Below are 16,694 nucleotides of genomic sequence, written 5' to 3'. Positions count from 1 at the left end.
AGAATGGCTACCAAGTCCAAGTCCTACGCTGCCGCTGTCTCGAAGATCGAGGACGGCAAGTTCTACACGCCCACCGAGGCCGTCGCCCTGGCGAAGGAGACCGGTTCGGCGAAGTTCGACTCGACCGTCGAGGTCGCGCTCAAGCTCGCCGTCGACCCCCGCAAGGCCGACCAGATGGTGCGCGGCACCGTCATCCTGCCCCACGGCACCGGTAAGACCGCCCGCGTGATCGTCTTCGCGACCGGCCCCGCCGCCGAAGCCGCCATCGCCGCAGGCGCCGACGAGGTCGGCGGCGCCGAGCTCATCGAGAAGGTCTCCGGTGGCTGGACCGACTTCGACGCCGCGGTGTCGACGCCCGAGCTCATGGGCCAGGTCGGTCGCCTCGGTAAGGTCCTCGGTCCGCGCGGTCTGATGCCGAACCCGAAGACCGGCACCGTGACTCCGAACCCGGCCAAGGCCGTCGAGGAGATCAAGGGCGGAAAGATCGAGTTCCGTGTCGACAAGCACGCCAACGTGCACTTCGTCGTCGGCAAGGCGTCGTTCTCGGCCGACCAGCTCGACGAGAACATCAAGACCGCCCTCGAAGAGATCGTGCGCCTGAAGCCGTCGAGCTCGAAGGGCCGCTACATCCAGAAGGGCGCCGTGTCGACCACGTTCGGCCCCGGCATCCCGCTGGATGTCAACGCGATCTGAGCCACCGGTTCACCCTGAGCCACCAGGTTCACTCGGAACGGATCCCTCCGCGAGGAGGGGTCCGTTCCGTCGTTCTGGGATGATGGCGGGATGAGCGTCGCCGACGAACCGTGGCGGGCATCCGCTCGCCGGATCGCCGCAGCCGTCCGCGGCGGGGAGATCTCCGCCGTCGACGTCGTCGGATCCCACCTCGAGCGCATCGCCGACGTGAACCCGCTCGTCGGCGCCCTGACGGTCGTCTTCGATGACCGCGCGCGGGAGGCCGCGGCCGAGTTGGACCGGGCGATCGCGGCGGGGGAGGATCCCGGGCCCCTCACGGGTGTCCCGTTCTCGGTCAAGGAGAACATCGACCTCACCTGGTCGGCGACGACACACGGTTGGCGCGGAGCGGTCCACGCGGTCCCCGATCAGGACGCCACCCTGGTGGCGCGCATGCGTGCGGCGGGTGCCGTCCCCATCGGGCGCGGCAACATGCCCGATTTCGGGATGCGGTGGGAGTGCGACAACGACCTCTTCGGGCGCACGCGCAACCCGTGGTCCCTGGCGCACTCACCCGGCGGCTCCAGCGGCGGCGATGCGGTCGCCGTCGCCACCGGCATGGCCGCGATCGGGCTCGGCAACGACTACGGCGGTTCGGTGCGCGTCCCGGCGGATGCGGTCGGTGTCGCCGGGTTCCGTCCCACCGGCGGCCGGATCCCCGCGGGCGCCGCGCGCCGGCGGGAGCCCGTGCCGCTGTCACTGCAGCGATTCTCGTCTGCGGGACTGCTTGCGCGTCACACCGGCGACATCGCCGCAGCCTTCCAGGTCGTGCACGGTGCGGACGGGGTCGATCCGTTCGCCGTCACGATGCCGTTCTCACCCTATGACGGTGCGCGGCGCGCAGCCCTCGTGCGCGATCCGTTCGGCGATGGCACGGATGCGGCGACCGCTCGCGCCCTGGACGTGGCGACGGACGCGCTGCGCAGGGCAGGCTGGGAGGTCGTCGAGGCGTGCCCTCCGTTGCTGGAGGAAGCGGTCCAGGGGTGGCGACTGCTGTCGACGACCGAAATGCAGGCCGCGTACGGGCCGCAGCGGTGGGACCCGCCGCTGGGTGCGGGGGCCACGCGATTCCTCGAGCTGGCGGGCCGTGCGCAGACGCACCTGAGGTCGCTGGAGGAGTACGCCGGTGTATGGGCGCGGCGGGCCGTCGTCGCGGCGCAATGGCAGGACTTCTTCCGCGAGCATCCGGTACTCGTCGGGACCGTCTCCGAAGCGCGCCCCCCTCTCGTCGACGCCGATCTCATCGATGCGGACACCGCCGGCGGGTGGTGGCGGCGATACCGGTTGAGCGTCGCCGCGAACTACCTCGCCCTCCCGGCGGTCGCGGTGCCGACCGGATCCGCCACCGACGGTCTGCCGGTGGGCGTGCAGGTGATGGCCGCGGCCGGCCAGGACCACGCCGCACTGGCGGCGGCCCAGGCGATCGAAGACGCCGTGGGGGTGCGGACGCCGATCGTGCCCCGATGACGCGCAGTCGGTCTATGCCGTCTGCCGCACGCGGAATCCCTCGGCGCTTTCGGCAGGCGTATCGGTCACGCGACAGCCGTCCACCCGCGCACCCGGGGGGCCGTCCGCCATCCAGGCGAGCATCGCGGCGACGCGATCGGCAGGTCCTTGGACATGGGCCTCGACGGTGCCGTCCCACCGGTTCCGGATCCAGCCGGTGACACCGAGGCGGCCCGCGACCCCGCGTGCGGTGTAGCGATACCCCACGCCCTGCACCTCGCCATGGACGACGACATGAACGCGCTTCATCCGCTCATCCTGCCCGCCTGACGCGTGATCGGCCAGGCGCGATCGCCGCGGCGCCGCCGGGAGGGCTCCATACGGGAGGACTCAGTGCGGGAGGACGAGGCTGACCCCAAGGAGGATCATGATCGCGGCGAACACGCCGTCGAGCACCCGCCACACCCGGGGTCGAGCGAGCCAACGGCCGAGGAACCGTGCGCCGTACGCGAGCGCCGAGAACCAGACGACGCTGCCGAGCACGGCGCCGGCGGCGAACACCCCGCGCTGGTCTGCGTAGGTGCTCGCGATGGAGCCCAGGAGGAAGACGGTGTCGAGATAGACGTGCGGGTTCAGCCAGGTCAGGGCCAGAACGGTGAGGACGACCGATCGCGTCCGCGCACGGGTGGTCGTCGTGCTCGTGCCCGTCGAGTCGGCCGTGCGGTCGGTGGCGGAGATGTCGAGCCCCTCGCCGGTCGGCCGCCACACCCGGCGCGCCGCGAGCAGGCCGTAGCCGACCAGGAACGCGGCCCCCATCCAGCGCACCCCGTCCACGAGCCAGGGCACGGCGTCGAGGATGACACCGACGCCGGACACGCCGATCGCGATGAGTGCCGCATCCGAGACGATGCAGATCGACGCGACGAGCGCGACGTGTTCTCGGCGCAGGCCCTGCCGGAGGACGAAGAGGTTCTGCGCGCCGATCGCGATGATCAACGACAGGCCCAGGCCGAGGCCTGCGAGGAAGGGTGCGGTCACGAAGACGACGCTAGGCTGAGCGCAACCCTAAGTACAGCGAAAGATCCTTACGGATCATTAGCGGAGCTGATGATGCAGATTCCCCTCGACGGAGCCGAGACGCTCGCGGCCGTGATCGACGAGGGCAGCATGGACGCCGCGGCCATGCGTCTGCGCGTCACCCCGTCGGCGGTCAGTCAGCGGATCAAGGCGCTGGAAGAGCTCGTCGGACGCGTGCTGCTCGTGCGGGCCAAGCCCCCTCGGGTGACGGACGCGGGTGCCGTCGTCGTGCGGCTCGCGCGCCAGATGGCGCTGATCCAACACGAGGCGACGGCCGATCTGGGCGCGGATGCCTCCGAGACGCGGATGGCGGTCCCGATCGCCGTGAACGCCGACTCGCTCGCGACGTGGTTCCTCCCTCCGCTCGCGCGGGTCTGTGAGCGCCATCCTGTCGTGTTCGATCTGCACCGCGACGACCAAGACCACACCGCGACGTTGCTCGAGAGCGGGGTGGTGATGGCCGCCGTCACCTCGTCGGCCGTCGCGGTCGCAGGATGCCGCGTGGAGCCGCTGGGCTCACTGCGGTACCTCGCGGTGGCCGCGCCGGGGTTCGTCGAGCGCTGGACCACGGCGGAGCCGGGTGGGGTGCACCGTGCGGCCGTCGTGCAGTACGACCGCCGCGACGAACTGCAGAACCGGTGGCTGCGCGCCGTCGGCGTGAACCCCTCGACGGTTCCCGCCCACTACGTCCCCTCATCCGGTGACTTCGCGACCGCGATCCACCTCGGGCTCGGGTGGGGGATGCTGCCCGAAGCCCAGGCGATGCCGTCCATCGGCCGGGGTGTCCTCACGGCACTCGACGGACCGCCGCTGGATGTGCCGCTGTACTGGCAGCAGTGGAACCTGCGCTCGCGCACCCTCGATCTGGTGGCCGCGGAGGTGGGCGCCGAAGCGCGTCGCGTCCTCCGCTCCTTCTGACGGCGGCGCGCTCGAGAGGGCCCGCGGGCGGCATCCGGGTAGGGGCGGTCAGTCCTCGCCGATGCGCAGGACGCTCTTGCCCCGTGTGTGCCCGCGTTCGAGTTCGCGGTGCGCGGCGGCCGCATCATCCAGGTCGAACACGCGATCGATGTAGACCTGGATGGCCCCGGACTCCAGCAGTCGGGCGATCGTCGCAAGCGCATTGCCGTCCGGCAGAACCTTGTACGAGGTGGCGCGCACGCCGGCCTCGGCGGCCGCCTCGGCGTAGTCGGGCCATGACCCCGTCGGCACCATGACGTAGAGGCCGCCGGGCCGCAACACCGACAGCGACCGGGTGCCGGTGCTGCCGTCGGCGTTGCCCACCAGGTCGATGACCACATCCATGTCACCCACCACCTCATCGAAGCGCGTTGAGGCGTAGTCGATGACCACCGACGCGCCCAGCTCGCGGAGCCAGGCGGTGTTGGGCTCCGACGCGGTCGCCGTCACGTGTGCACCGAAGTATGCGGCGAGCTGCACGGCGAAGTGCCCCACGCCCCCGCTCCCGGCGTGGATCAGCATGCGCTGCCCCTCATGGGCGTGGGCGGTTTCGACGACCAGGCCCCAGGCGGTGAGGGCGGCCAGGGGGACACCCGCGGCCTCCACGTGCGACAGGGTCGCCGGCTTGCGCGCCACCGACAGGGTGGGAACCACCGCGTACTCGGCGTAGGTGCCGCCCGAACGGGGGAAGGGGACCATGCCGAACACCTCGGTGCCCGGGGGGAACGGGTGCGCCTCGTACGGGGCATTCATGACGACGCCACTGAAGTCGAATCCGAGCGTGCTCGGCAGTGTGGGGATCGCACCCGAGACCCCGCGCCCGGCGCGCGTCTTCGCGTCGATGGGATTCACCCCGGCCGCGGCCACGCGCACGAGCAGTTCGCTGATCACCGGGCTCGGCACCGGGACGGTGGTCGTGTGGAGCACCTCAGGTTCGCCGGTCTCATCGAAGACGACGGCCCTCATCGTCTCCGGAGGATCGGGCAGCGCGATCTCTCGCGCCACGGAATTCGGTCGCAGCGGCCGGAATCTCATCGGTCGCCCCCTCCCTGCGTGCCGACGTCGGCACGCGTGTTGCCTGTGAACGACAGTCAACCCTGGGATTGTCTCGACCGTGTTACGGCACGGTCACCGTGTGGCTAAGCCTCGCGGTGCCTCGCGCGTGCGGGGGCTATCCCGCCGAGCCGGAGCCCGCGTATTGGGCACCGTCTCGAGCGGCTGCGACCAGACCGGCGGTCTTCGACAGGGTGACCTCGCGCATGAAGAACGCCACGATGAAGCCGAGCACGCTGAGCGGGACGAGATACCAGAACGCGGGAGCGAGAGCGTTCGCGTACGCATCCACGATCGCGTCGTGCAACGCGGACGGGAGTTTGGCGACGGCATCGGGGGTCAGCGATCCGGCCCCGAATCCGTCGGGGACCGACCCCGCCGGGGCGCTCTTGACCGCGTCATCGATCTGGGTCGTCAGGTTCGCGGTGAAGGCGGTGGCGAACACGCTCGTCCCGACGGCGGCACCGATTTCCCGGAGGAAGTTGTTCGTCGACGTCGCCACCCCGACCCTCTCCGGCGCCACCGCGTTCTGCGCGGCGATGACGATCGTCTGCATCACCAGGCCCATACCGAGCCCGAGCGTGAAGACCATCGCACCGAAGACGACCATCGACATGTTCGCCGTGATGAAGGTGAGCCAGACGATGCCGATCGTGGACAGGCCCATGCCGATGATCGGGTAGATCTTGTACTTGCCCGTTCGGGTGATGAGCAAGCCCGAGGCGATCGCCGTGAGCAGGACGCCGAGGGTCATGGGCAGCATGAGGAGTCCGGACTCTGTCGGACCCACCCCCTGTGCCATCTGGAGGAACGTCGGCAGGAAGGACAGTGCCGCGAACATCGTCATGCCGAGCACGAGGGCGATCAGGACCGAGACGCTGAAGGTACGGCTGCGGAACAGGTCGAGGGGGAGCACCGGGTCCTCGACCCGGGTCTCCACGAGGAGGAACGCGGCGAAGGCGGCGACCGTCGCCGCGAGGGTCGCCAACAATCCCGGACTCGACCAGTCGTAATGGGTGGCGCCGGTCACCGAGGTCCAGCTGGTGAGGAAGACGATGCCCGCTGTGGTGGCGGCCAGCAGGATCGCACCCCACAGATCGAATCGCTTCGAGGGGCGCCTCGCGGGGAGCTTGAGGGCGAAGAACGCGATCGTCAACGCAAGGATTCCGATCGGCACATTCGTCCAGAACACCCATCGCCACCCGGGTCCCGTCGTGAACCATCCGCCCAGCAGCGGACCCGCGACCGTGGCGACTCCGAACACCGCCCCCATGGGCCCCATGAACTTCCCGCGCTCACGGGCGGAGACGATGTCGGCGATGATCGCCTGCGACAGGATCACGAGGCCACCCGCGCCCAGGCCCTGCACCGAGCGCCAGGTGACGAGCTCGAGGAACGAACCCGACAGGGCAGACCCGGTGGATCCGACGATGAACAGCGAGATCGCGATGAGGAACGGAATCCGGCGACCGTAGAGGTCGCCGACCTTGCCGTAGACAGGCATGACGACGGCGATGGCCAGGAGGTACGCCGTGATGATCCAGCCTTCGTGGGCGACGGCGTCGAGGTCGCCCACGATCGTCGGGAGGGCGGTGCCGACGACGGATTGATCCAGAGACGACAGGAACATCGCGGCCAGGAGCGCGGCGAAGATGACGTAGACGGTGCGGCGCGGGAGCGCGACGTCGGCGGGCTCCGGGAGGGGCGGGGTACTGGTCACCTCCCTTCAGTACCGGAACCCCCGTGCGCTCGCGATCCGGGTGCGGGTTCTGATGCGCCTTCTGCGCACTTTGACAACACTCGCGTGCCTGGCCGCCGCGCGTCCGCGCCGTGCGGCTAAGGCGTGTCCGCGTCGCTGCGCAAGGCGCGCAGGAGGCGGGTGAGGGTATGGATGTCTTGGAGATCCCATGTCGACAGGTGGCGCATGAGCGAATTGCGCTGCGGATCGCGGGCCGCCTCGAGTCGGCGAAGTCCTTCTTCGGTCGGTGAGAGAAGGCTCACCCGGCGGTCCTCGCGATCGGTGGAGCGCTCGATGAGGCCGAGCGACTCGAGATCTCGCACGGTCCGACTCACCTGGGCCTTGTCGGCGAGGAGCGTCTCGGCGAGTGCGGCACTCGAGACGGGCGCCATCCGGGCGATCGCCGCGAAGCTCTTATAGGCGCCGGGGAGCATTCCGGGGCTGACGCGATCAGCCTGCTCTGCGACGAGATGTCGGAAGCGTGCGATCAGCTCCCCGAACTCCGCCTCGAGCGCGCGGGTCGCTGCGACGTGAGGGTCCTCGGCGTGGGGCTCCGCGCCGTCGCATCCGGGTTTGCTCATCATCTCGACTTTAGCCGTGCGGCCGCTCCAGATCCTCCCGTGGTTCCCCGCTCTCTTCGGCACCGGTCGCCGACAGCGCATCCATCCCCTCGCTCACCGAGAAGGGCGCCAGATCGGCCTCGCTTGCTTCCCGGCGTTCTGTCGTGGTCATCCGGGTCAGTGGCACGTTGGGGAGCAGGGCGATGGCGATCAGGCTGATCACCGCGACCGGCACGGCGATCAGGAATGCGTTCGCGATCGAGATGGCATAGACCTCCTCGAAGATCACGCGCAGACTCTCGGGTAGGGCGGCGACCTGGGGGAGGATGCCCGCCTGGAGCTGTTCGGCGATCGTGGTTCCGTCCGCACCCAGGCTCGCCAGAGTGGTGGCGATCTCGCCCTGCCGCTCCGTGACCAGCCTCGACGCGGAAGCGGCGAGGGTGGCGCCCATGACCGAGACCCCGACGGTGCCTCCGAGGGAACGGAAGAAGGTCACGCCTGAGCTCGCCACACCCATCTCCGACGGGTCCGCGGTGTTCTGGACGATGAGGACGAGATTCTGCATCGTCGTGCCCACGCCCGCACCGAGCAGGAACATGTAGAGCGAGACGAGGGTGAAATCGGTGTCGTATTCGATTGTCGACAACGTCGCCGATCCGGCGACGAGGAGAGCGGCGCCGGCGATGAGGTAGGGCTTCCAATGCCCGTGTCGTGTGATCAGCATCCCGACGACGATGGAGGCGACCAGCAATCCTCCGATCATCGGGATGGTCATCACCCCGGCTTCGGTGGGGGTGGCCCCGCGAGCCATCTGCATGTACTGGCTCAGGAACACCGAGGTGCCGAACATCGCGATTCCGGTGGCGACGGAGGCGATCACGGCGAGCGTGAAGGTGTGGTTGGCGAACAGGGTGAGCGGGACCAGCGGCTCGGGGGTGCGCAACTCGACGACGACGAACAGCACCCCTCCGATCAGGGCGCCGCCGGCCATGAGGGCTGTCTCCACGCTCCACCATGCATAGGCATCGCCGGCGTTGGTGACCCAGATGAGCAGCAGCGAGACGGACGTGCTCAGCAGCACGATCCCGAGGTAGTCGATCCGCACGCGGCCCGGTCGGCGTCGGGGCAAGTGCAGGGTGCGTTGCTGGATGATCAGCGCGGCCACGGCGAACGGGAGCGCGATGAAGAAATTCCAGCGCCAGTCCAAGGTGTCGGTGATCACGCCGCCCAGCAGGGGGCCGCCGATGGTGGCGACCGCCATCACGGCACCGAACAACCCCATGTAGCGTCCGCGTTCGCGCGGGCTGATGATGTCGGCCATGATGACCTGGCTCAGTGCGGCGAGGCCGCCCGCGCCGATGCCCTGCACCGCACGGCAGGCGATGAGCATGGTGGTGTCCTGCGAGAAGCCTGCAGCAGCGGTGGCGAGCACGAAGACGGCGATGGCGATCTGGATCAGAGTCTTGCGGTCGAACAGGTCCGCCAGCTTGCCCCATACGGGGGTTGAGATGGCCGTGGTGAGCAGCGTCGCCGTCACCACCCAGGTGAACGCCGCCTGGTCGCCGTCGAGGTCGTGGATGATCACCGGGAGCGAGGTCGAGACGACTGTCGCCGCCAGCATCGAGACGAACATCCCGAGCAGGAGTCCGATGAGGGCAGGCAGGACGCTGCGCTGTGAGGGGGCAGGCGCCGAGGGGTGGGAGTGTGACATGTGACCTCGTGGTGTCGTGCTTCCGTGGCGTCCGCGCTGACGTCGAGAATGGTTGATGTGCGTCAACGATATGACAGTGGTTGACATGAGTCAACCAATGCGTGCCGCAGTCGATCCCGAGAGGCGGAGTCGCTGCGCGGCGAGGACCCCGCGGTGCGCGGCTCGGTCGACGAAGGCGCCGCGCTGTGCCGATGACGCGGATGGGCGGGGTGGAGGCCTGCGGGGCGGCGTCAGTCGGAGAGCGCGAGTGCGCGGTACGGCTGCCGATCCGGTCCGGTCGGCGCCTTCCGTGCGTGCAACGAGCGGCCGTGCTGCGTGCGGTGGTAGAGCTCGTCGATCAGGGCGGTGGCCAGGGTGACCAGCTTGCCGATCTCGGTCTCGTCGCGGTCGACCCACTGGCAACGCGGCTCGTCGTGGAGGGGGACGAAGTCCGCGTGCTGCTCCCACACCACAAGGGTTCGCTCGGCGCCGAGCACGTGTTGCTGCCACCACACCTGGCGAAGGTAGGAGCGCGGGATCGAACGCCAGGCCTTGTTGGTGGTTTTGATCTCGGCGAGTACGACCCGACCGGATGGATCGACGCCGACTCCGTCGGGGGTGGCGAGATGGCGCTTCTCGACGACCGCGTGGAAGAGAGCACTCGAGGGTTGGATGCCGTGCGTCGCGGCCACCCAACCCGCGATCTCGGGCTCGCGTGCGCGCCCGTGCGCGGTGTACGCGTTGCCGGAGAAGCCGGAGCCCATGAGCTTCGCGTCCGCCGCACGGGCGATCGTCCGCTCCGAAGTCAGCGTTGCGACGTCGGTGGCCGTGATTCCTCGCGATCGTGCGCGCACCCACGCGACCCGGTCCCGCGAGTCCGCCACGATGCGTGCGGCGAGCTCGGGCGTCATCCCTCCAGGCTACCCGCGGCATCCCCGCCACCTTCCCCCGACACCCCGCCGGCCCCGCCGCGTCGGGGCAGCGCGAGTCCAGGGGCGCTTCGACGCTTCGACGAGAAGGCGGCCGCGGACCTCACCGCACGCCTGGTCGGGCGCGCCCGTGCGGTCGGTCCGCGGGGGATCCGCCAGCTCGGCAATGTTCGGGATGGGGAAGAGGATTTTGGGGATGGGGATTTGGGGGTGGTGGGGGAGTGGGATATGGTGGGAGAAGCCGAAGACCGCCGGTCATCGCGTCGCGCAAGCGACACGATCGAAGCTCTGTGAAGAACAGGGGCCCGCGCAGGTGTACGAGACAGACCCGGATTCCCGGGAACCAGGCTCCGTGCGCTTGCGCCGGAGCTTTTTTCTTTGCCGTGCCGGCGGTCTGGAGCCGACACCTCGCCATCGCGGGGTGTGACGTACACACAAGGAGTGGCCATGGCGCAGAAGGAAGCATCGGTCGCCGAGCTCACGAAGAATTTCGAGGACTCGACCGCCGTTCTGCTCACCGAGTACCGCGGTCTGACGGTTGCCGAGCTCAAGGAGCTCCGCAACAGCATCCGTCAGGACGCGGAATACGCCGTGGTGAAGAACACGCTGACCAAGATCGCCGCGAACAACGCGGGGATCTCGTCGCTGGACGACGACCTCAAGGGTCCGTCGGCTGTGGCGTTCGTGCACGGCGACCCGGTCGCCGTCGCGAAGGGCCTGCGCGCCTTCGCCAAGGCACACCCTCATCTCGTGGTGAAGGGCGGTTACTTCGACGGTAACCCCCTGTCCGCGGACGAGGTCAACAAGCTCGCCGACCTCGAGAGCCGTGAAGTCCTGCTGGCGAAGCTCGCCGGTGCGATGAAGGCCTCGATGACCAAGGCGGCATTCGTCTTCAATGCGCTCCCGTCGAAGGCCGTTCGCACGGTCGACGCGCTGCGCGAGAAGCAGGAGTCCGCGGCCTGATCGGGCCTGCGGCGACAGATACCCAAGCAAGGAGAATCATCATGGCAAAGCTCAGCACTGAGGAGCTGCTCGACCAGTTCAAGGAGCTCACGCTCATCGAGCTCAGCGAGTTCGTGAAGGCCTTCGAGGAGACCTTCGACGTCACCGCCGCGGCGCCCGTCGCCGTCGCCGGTGCCGCTCCCGCCGCCGGTGGTGCCGGTGGCGAGGCCGCCGCCGAGGAGGAGAAGGACGAGTTCGACGTCGTCCTCGAGGCCGCCGGTGACAAGAAGATCCAGGTCATCAAGGTCGTCCGCGAGCTCACCTCGCTCGGCCTCGGCGACGCCAAGGCCCTCGTCGACGGCGCTCCCAAGCCCGTTCTCGAGGCCGCCAACAAGGAGACCGCCGAGAAGGCCAAGGAGGCCCTCGAGGGCGCCGGCGCCACCGTCACCCTGAAGTAATTCAGGACAGCGTCTTCCAGAACCCCGGGTGCTGCGGCATCCGGGGTTCTGTCGTTCTCCGCGTCGGGGCGAGGGCAGACCGGCCGATCAGGGCACGGCCCCGACGGCGACCGAGCGCACACCCGGAGGTGGTGACGTCGAGCCGCGCACGATCAGTCGCGCCTGCAGGCGCATCTCCGTGCGTGCGGCGTCGGGTGCACGCACCTGTTCCAAGAGGAGCTCGGCGGCCGCGGCGCCTTGCTCCCGCGGTGACTGCTCCAGGGTGGTGAGCCCGAACATATCCGAGTACTCGTGGTTGTCGATTCCGACCACGCTGAGGGCGGAGGGGACGGCGATCCCGAGCCGACGCGCGGCGATGATGGCTCCGATCGCGACCTCGTCGCACGCGGCCACGAGGGCGGTCGGACGGCGCTCCGGGTCGCTGAGCAGATCCACGGCGGCGTCGTACCCGCCCGGCAGGGACACATCGGAGGGGATGTGGCGCGGATCCAGGCCCGCCCCCCGCATGCATGAGAGATAGCCGCCGAGACGCTCCCGATCGACGTGCGGACCGTCGTGGTCGGAGACGCCGCCGAGGAACGTGATGCGCTCGTGGCCGAGGTCGATGAGGTGCGCGGTCGCGCGGCGTGCCGCGTGCACGTCGTCCAGCCGCACCACGCTCGCTTCTTCGCTGTCGCTGACGACGCTGACGACCGGCCGGCCGATCCCGACCAGACGTTCGAGCTCGTGGTCGTCGGGCTCGAGTGCGACGGCGATGAGGCCGTCGAATCGTTTGCGGGCGAGGAAGTCCTCGAAGACGCGTCGTCGTCCCTCCGTGCCGGGCTTCGCGTCGTACAGCGTCAGGTCGAATCCCTCCGCGAGCAGGACCGCCTGGACGCCCTCCAGTACTTCGGCGAAGAACCAACGGTTCAGATACGGCATCACCACGCCGATGTTGCGGGTGCGTCCGGTGGCCAGGCTCGACGCGGACGAAGAAGGGACGTATCCGAGTTCCTCGGCCACGCGCCGCACGCGCGCCCTCGTGGCCGCGGCGACGTATCCGTGACCGGTGAGCGCGCGGCTGGCGGTCGCTTTCGACACGCCCGCGCCGCGCGCGACGTCTTCGATACCACTCACCGTTCATCCTCCGTCATGCGGCGCGTCTTCGCGCGCACGAGGTCAGAGTAGAGGAGGGCACGTCAAAAGGGAAACGCTTCCACATCCATCGGGGGGCGTTCTGTGTCGGAAATCCCGGGGGTATCGCGAGATGGAGCGCTCCCATCTCCAGATAACGATGTTGTTATCCCCGAGCCGTTGTGTGCCGGGAGTGGGTGGCCTACGGTGATATGGAAACGGTTCCTTAGGGGCTCCAGAGCGAGGAACCACATGTGCTCTCAACGAGGAGGATTCATATGCGCACGACACAGCGTCACAAGGCGCTCTCGGCCGTCGCACTGCTCGGCGCGGCCGGTCTCACGCTGGCCGGCTGTTCGAGCGACGGCGGCGGGGACAGCGGAGACGGCGGAGACAGCGACAACGTCGTGACCGTCTACGGGACGATCTCCGACACCGAGGCGGAACTGCTCGACGAATCGTGGGCGGACTTCGAGGCCGAGTCGGGCATCGACATCCAGTACGAGGCGTCGAAGGAATTCGAATCGCAGATCGGCATCCGCGCCCAGGGCGGCAACCCGCCGGACATCGCGATCTTCCCGCAGCCCGGGCTGCTGGCCGACCTGGCCTCCCGCGGATACCTGACGCCTGCCCCGGAGGGCGTGCAGCAGAACGTGGCGGATTACTGGTCGGAGGACTGGGCTGCGTACGGCACCGTCGACGGCACGCTCTACGGCGCGCCGCTGATGGCGTCGGTCAAGGGCTTCATCTGGTACCAGCCGGCGATGTTCGCCGAGTGGGGGGTGGAGGTCCCCGAGACCCTCGACGAGCTGATGGCCCTCACCGAGACGATCCAGTCGACGACCGGCTCGGCGCCGTGGTGCGCCGGCTTCGGCTCGGGCGACGCCACGGGTTGGCCGGGAACCGACTGGGTCGAGGACATGGTCCTGCGCGACTCCGGCCCGGAGGTCTACGACCAATGGGTGACCAACGAGGTGAAGTTCACCGACCAGCCGATCATCGACGCGTTCGACGCCACGGGGGAGTACCTGCTCAACCCGGACTTCGTCAACGCAGGCTTCGGTGACGTCCAGTCGATCAACTCCACCGAGTTCGGCGACCCGGCCGCGGCCCTCGTGTCCGGCGATTGCGCGCTGCACCACCAGGCGTCGTTCTTCACCGGGTTCATCGAGGACGCCGGCGGCACGGTCGCCGAGGACGGCGACGTGTGGGCGTTCATTATGCCCGGCCAGGAGGCCGGTGCTCCGGCTGTCACCGGCGGCGGTGAGATCGTCGGGGCGTTCAACGACGAGTCCGACACCGTCCAGGTGCTCGAGTACCTCTCGAGCCCGGAGTGGGCGAACAACCGAGTCTCGCTCGGCGGGGTCATCTCCGCCAACAGCGGACTGGACCCGGCCAACGCCTCCTCGGGTCTGTTGACCCAGGCGATCGAGATCCTGCAGGACCCGAACACCACGTTCCGGTTCGACGCATCCGACCTGATGCCCGGCGCAGTCGGCGCCGGAACCTTCTGGAAGGGCATGGTCTCGTGGGTGAGCGGGACTCCGGTCGACGAGGTCACCGAGCAGATCGAGGCCGGCTGGCCCAGCTGATCGGCTGACATGGCCTCGGGGCCGCCCCGCTCGGCGGGGCGGCCCCACCTCTCACCTTCTTCCGGTGGAGGATTCGGATCGAGTCCACCGGTGCACTCGAAAGGAGCGACGTGACCGTCTTCCTCACATGGGTCGGGACACTGCACCCCATCCTTCAGGCGATCGTCGTGGTCGCCGCGTTCCTCGCCGTCATCGGCCTGATCTTGTTCCTCATCGACATCGCGCCCCGTTCCGGGCGGATGTACACGTGGATCAGGCTGGCGATGTGCGTGCTCGTCCCCGTCGTGACCGTCGTGTTGTTCAACTCGGTCTGGTGGGCCGTCGTGGTCGCCGCGGTGATCGGCGGCGGGATGTTCCTGCTGGACTACCGGTCCCGAAACGGCAAGGGTTACTTCATCCAGCTCGTCGCCTTCATGACCCCGGCGGCGCTGCTCCTGCTGATCGGGCTGATCCTGCCCTCGATCCAGACCTTCGTCGCGTCGTTCATGAACGCCGCGGGCAACGAGTTCGTCGGAGTCGACAACTTCGTGTGGATCTTCACACAGCCCGACGGTGTGCGTACCGTCGCGAACACGATCGTGTGGGTTCTCATCGCGCCGACGGTCTCCACGGCGATCGGTCTGGCGTACGCGGTCTTCATCGACAAGACCCGTGGCGAGAAGGTCTACAAGGTCTTGGTGTTCATGCCGATGGCGATCTCTTTCGTCGGTGCGAGCATCATCTGGAACTTCGTGTACGCCTACCGTGGGCCGGAGTTCCAGCAGATCGGCCTGTTGAACCAGATTCTGGTGTGGTTCGGCGGCGAACCGCAGCAGTGGCTGCTCACCGAGCCGTGGAACACGTTCTTCCTCATCGTGGTGCTGATCTGGGTGCAGACCGGTTTCGCGATGGTGATCCTCTCTGCGGCGATCAAGGGCGTGCCCATGGAACAGTTGGAGGCCGCGGAGCTCGACGGTACGAACGCGTGGCAACGGTTCTGGAACGTCACCGTGCCGGCCATCCGTCCCGCGATCATCGTCGTGCTGACGACGATCTCGATCGCCTCGCTGAAGGTGTTCGACATCGTCCGCACGATGACCGGCGGAAACTTCGGCACGTCCGTGATCGCCAATGAGATGTACACGCAGTTCACCAAGTTCGAGGCCGGCCGCAGCGCGGCGTTCGCGGTCATCCTGTTCCTCCTGGTGCTGCCGATCGTGATCTACAACGCGCGACAGATCCGCAAGCAGAAGGAGATCCGATGAGCGAGGTCATGCCCGTCGACCTGCCCATGGACGACGCCACCGAGAAAGAGCTCGCGCGCGGCATGAAGCGCGCCGAAGGCAAAGGGCGGGGCCCCGCCGGGAGGGTGAAGCGGGTGCTGTCGCGTCCCTGGGCGACGGCGCTGTCGATCATCATCGCCGTGGCCTGGACGATCCCGACGTTCGGTCTGTTCGTGTCGTCGTTCCGTCCCGAGCAGCAGATCAAGACCACGGGCTGGTGGACGTTCTTCGCCGACCCGCAGGTCACGATCGAGAACTACGTGCAGGTCCTGCAGGCCGGCAACACGCAGTTGACGATGGCGGAGGCCTTCATCAACTCGATCGCGATCACCATCCCGGCCACGATCGTGCCGTTGACGGTCGCCGCGTTCGCCGCCTACGCGTTCTCGTGGATCGACTTCAAGGGTCGCGACTGGCTGTTCATCTTCGTCTTCGCCCTCCAGATCGTGCCGATCCAAATGGCCCTGATCCCGTTGCTGAGCTCGTTCTCGCGGGGGCTGAACATCTTCGGCCTGCAGATCACCGAGCCGCTCGGAGTGTCGGGAGGCTACGCACAGGTGTGGATCGCGCACTCGATGTTCGCGCTTCCGTTGGCCATCTACCTGCTGCACAACTTCATGTCGGAGATCCCGGCGGACATCATCGAGGCGGCTCGCGTCGACGGTGCCTCGCGCGGACAGATCTTCTTCCGTGTGGTCCTGCCCCTGACGTTGCCGGCGCTCGCGTCGTTCGCGATCTTCCAGTTCCTCTGGGTCTGGAACGACCTGCTGGTGGCGTTGATCTTCGCGGACGGACCGGTCGCACCGATCACGAAGCTGCTGGCGGAGATCACCGGAACACGCGGCAACGAGTGGCAGTTGTTGACCGCCGGTGCCTTCGTGGCGATCGTCGTTCCGCTGATCGTGTTCTTCTCGCTCCAGCGGTATTTCGTCCGAGGGCTTCTCGCGGGGTCGACGAAGGGCTGATTCCAGCCGGGGAACGGGGGCGGGGCCGCGCGGGCGGCTCCCGCCCTCTTTCTTTTGCGGAGGCGTCCGATAGAGTGGTGGGGTCGAATCGATTCGGACCATCGCGCCCGCCGTTCGGCCCACGGCGAATCCGCCGTCGATCCCCGCGCCAGACCGGTCTTCACCGGCCGACGCTCCGTC

At 68.3% G+C, this 16,694-nt stretch carries 16 protein-coding genes; 8 read left to right on the top strand and 8 right to left on the bottom strand.

The window, feature by feature from the left end; translation table 11 throughout:
- Positions 1 to 3 precede the first annotated feature (3 nt).
- Positions 4 to 693 (top strand): 50S ribosomal protein L1, encoded by a 690-nt coding sequence (rplA, locus tag ABD204_RS01025; RefSeq protein WP_194422876.1) that lies wholly within the window; start codon positions 4 to 6, stop codon positions 691 to 693.
- Between the two features lie 90 nt (positions 694 to 783).
- Entirely contained in the window at positions 784 to 2,199 is a 1,416-nt protein-coding gene (locus ABD204_RS01020) for an amidase (protein WP_194422875.1), read from the top strand.
- 12 nt (positions 2,200 to 2,211) lie between these two features.
- On the opposite strand, the gene ABD204_RS01015 is transcribed toward ABD204_RS01020, so the two are convergent.
- Entirely contained in the window at positions 2,212 to 2,487 is a 276-nt protein-coding gene (locus ABD204_RS01015; protein WP_194422874.1) for an acylphosphatase, read from the bottom strand.
- 81 nt (positions 2,488 to 2,568) lie between these two features.
- A complete protein-coding gene (locus ABD204_RS01010; RefSeq protein WP_194422873.1) occupies positions 2,569 to 3,216 on the bottom strand; it encodes a LysE/ArgO family amino acid transporter in 648 nt (215 codons plus the stop codon).
- Positions 3,217 to 3,285: 69 nt separating this feature from the next.
- On the opposite strand from ABD204_RS01010, the gene ABD204_RS01005 reads away from it, so the two are divergent.
- The gene (locus ABD204_RS01005) at positions 3,286 to 4,173 is read left to right on the top strand and encodes a LysR family transcriptional regulator ArgP (RefSeq protein WP_322597658.1); all 888 of its coding nucleotides are present in this window, start codon (positions 3,286 to 3,288) and stop codon (positions 4,171 to 4,173) included.
- Between the two features lie 48 nt (positions 4,174 to 4,221).
- Here ABD204_RS01005 and ABD204_RS01000 read toward each other — a convergent pair whose 3' ends face one another.
- The 5 genes from ABD204_RS01000 to ABD204_RS00980 all read right to left on the bottom strand — a co-directional run bounded on the left by ABD204_RS01000 (position 4,222) and on the right by ABD204_RS00980 (position 10,164).
- A complete protein-coding gene (locus ABD204_RS01000) occupies positions 4,222 to 5,247 on the bottom strand; it encodes an NADP-dependent oxidoreductase (protein ID WP_194422872.1) in 1,026 nt (341 codons plus the stop codon).
- 136 nt (positions 5,248 to 5,383) lie between these two features.
- Positions 5,384 to 6,985, bottom strand: a complete 1,602-nt coding sequence (locus ABD204_RS00995) for an MDR family MFS transporter (RefSeq protein ID WP_322597659.1) — start codon at positions 6,983 to 6,985, stop codon at positions 5,384 to 5,386.
- Between the two features lie 116 nt (positions 6,986 to 7,101).
- Positions 7,102 to 7,584 (bottom strand): MarR family winged helix-turn-helix transcriptional regulator, encoded by a 483-nt coding sequence (locus tag ABD204_RS00990; RefSeq protein WP_194422871.1) that lies wholly within the window; start codon positions 7,582 to 7,584, stop codon positions 7,102 to 7,104.
- Between the two features lie 10 nt (positions 7,585 to 7,594).
- Positions 7,595 to 9,274 carry an MDR family MFS transporter gene (locus ABD204_RS00985; RefSeq protein WP_194422870.1) on the bottom strand — a complete coding sequence of 560 codons (1,680 nt, stop codon included), beginning with the start codon at positions 9,272 to 9,274 and terminating at the stop codon, positions 7,595 to 7,597.
- Positions 9,275 to 9,504: 230 nt separating this feature from the next.
- Positions 9,505 to 10,164 (bottom strand): YqaJ viral recombinase family protein, encoded by a 660-nt coding sequence (locus tag ABD204_RS00980; protein ID WP_194422869.1) that lies wholly within the window; start codon positions 10,162 to 10,164, stop codon positions 9,505 to 9,507.
- Positions 10,165 to 10,629: 465 nt separating this feature from the next.
- On the opposite strand from ABD204_RS00980, the gene rplJ reads away from it, so the two are divergent.
- On the top strand, positions 10,630 to 11,145 hold the full coding sequence (gene rplJ, locus ABD204_RS00975) for a 50S ribosomal protein L10 (RefSeq protein ID WP_194422868.1): 516 nt from the start codon (positions 10,630 to 10,632) through the stop codon (positions 11,143 to 11,145).
- Positions 11,146 to 11,186: 41 nt separating this feature from the next.
- Positions 11,187 to 11,582, top strand: coding sequence for a 50S ribosomal protein L7/L12 (gene rplL, locus ABD204_RS00970; protein ID WP_194422867.1), 396 nt, complete (start codon positions 11,187 to 11,189; stop codon positions 11,580 to 11,582).
- Between the two features lie 87 nt (positions 11,583 to 11,669).
- Here the strand turns inward: rplL and ABD204_RS00965 are convergent, their stop codons facing one another.
- On the bottom strand, positions 11,670 to 12,698 hold the full coding sequence (locus ABD204_RS00965; RefSeq protein ID WP_194422866.1) for a LacI family DNA-binding transcriptional regulator: 1,029 nt from the start codon (positions 12,696 to 12,698) through the stop codon (positions 11,670 to 11,672).
- Between the two features lie 275 nt (positions 12,699 to 12,973).
- Here ABD204_RS00965 and ABD204_RS00960 point away from each other — a divergent pair, with 275 nt between their 5' ends.
- The 3 genes from ABD204_RS00960 (at position 12,974) to ABD204_RS00950 (ending at position 16,514) form a co-directional block, all read left to right on the top strand.
- On the top strand, positions 12,974 to 14,287 hold the full coding sequence (locus ABD204_RS00960; protein WP_194422865.1) for an ABC transporter substrate-binding protein: 1,314 nt from the start codon (positions 12,974 to 12,976) through the stop codon (positions 14,285 to 14,287).
- Between the two features lie 110 nt (positions 14,288 to 14,397).
- Positions 14,398 to 15,531 carry a carbohydrate ABC transporter permease gene (locus ABD204_RS00955; protein WP_194422864.1) on the top strand — a complete coding sequence of 378 codons (1,134 nt, stop codon included), beginning with the start codon at positions 14,398 to 14,400 and terminating at the stop codon, positions 15,529 to 15,531.
- Positions 15,528 to 16,514, top strand: a complete 987-nt coding sequence (locus tag ABD204_RS00950) for a carbohydrate ABC transporter permease (RefSeq protein ID WP_194422863.1) — start codon at positions 15,528 to 15,530, stop codon at positions 16,512 to 16,514. The genes ABD204_RS00955 and ABD204_RS00950 overlap by 4 nt, the downstream gene beginning before the upstream one ends.
- The last annotated feature ends 180 nt before the right edge of the window (positions 16,515 to 16,694 follow it).

The sequence above is a fragment of the Microbacterium aquimaris genome, assembly GCF_039531285.1.
Classification (GTDB): Bacteria; Actinomycetota; Actinomycetes; order Actinomycetales; family Microbacteriaceae; genus Microbacterium; species Microbacterium aquimaris.
The sequence above is the reverse complement of the archived record's forward strand: the minus strand, read 5'-3'. Positions and strand labels throughout refer to the sequence as shown.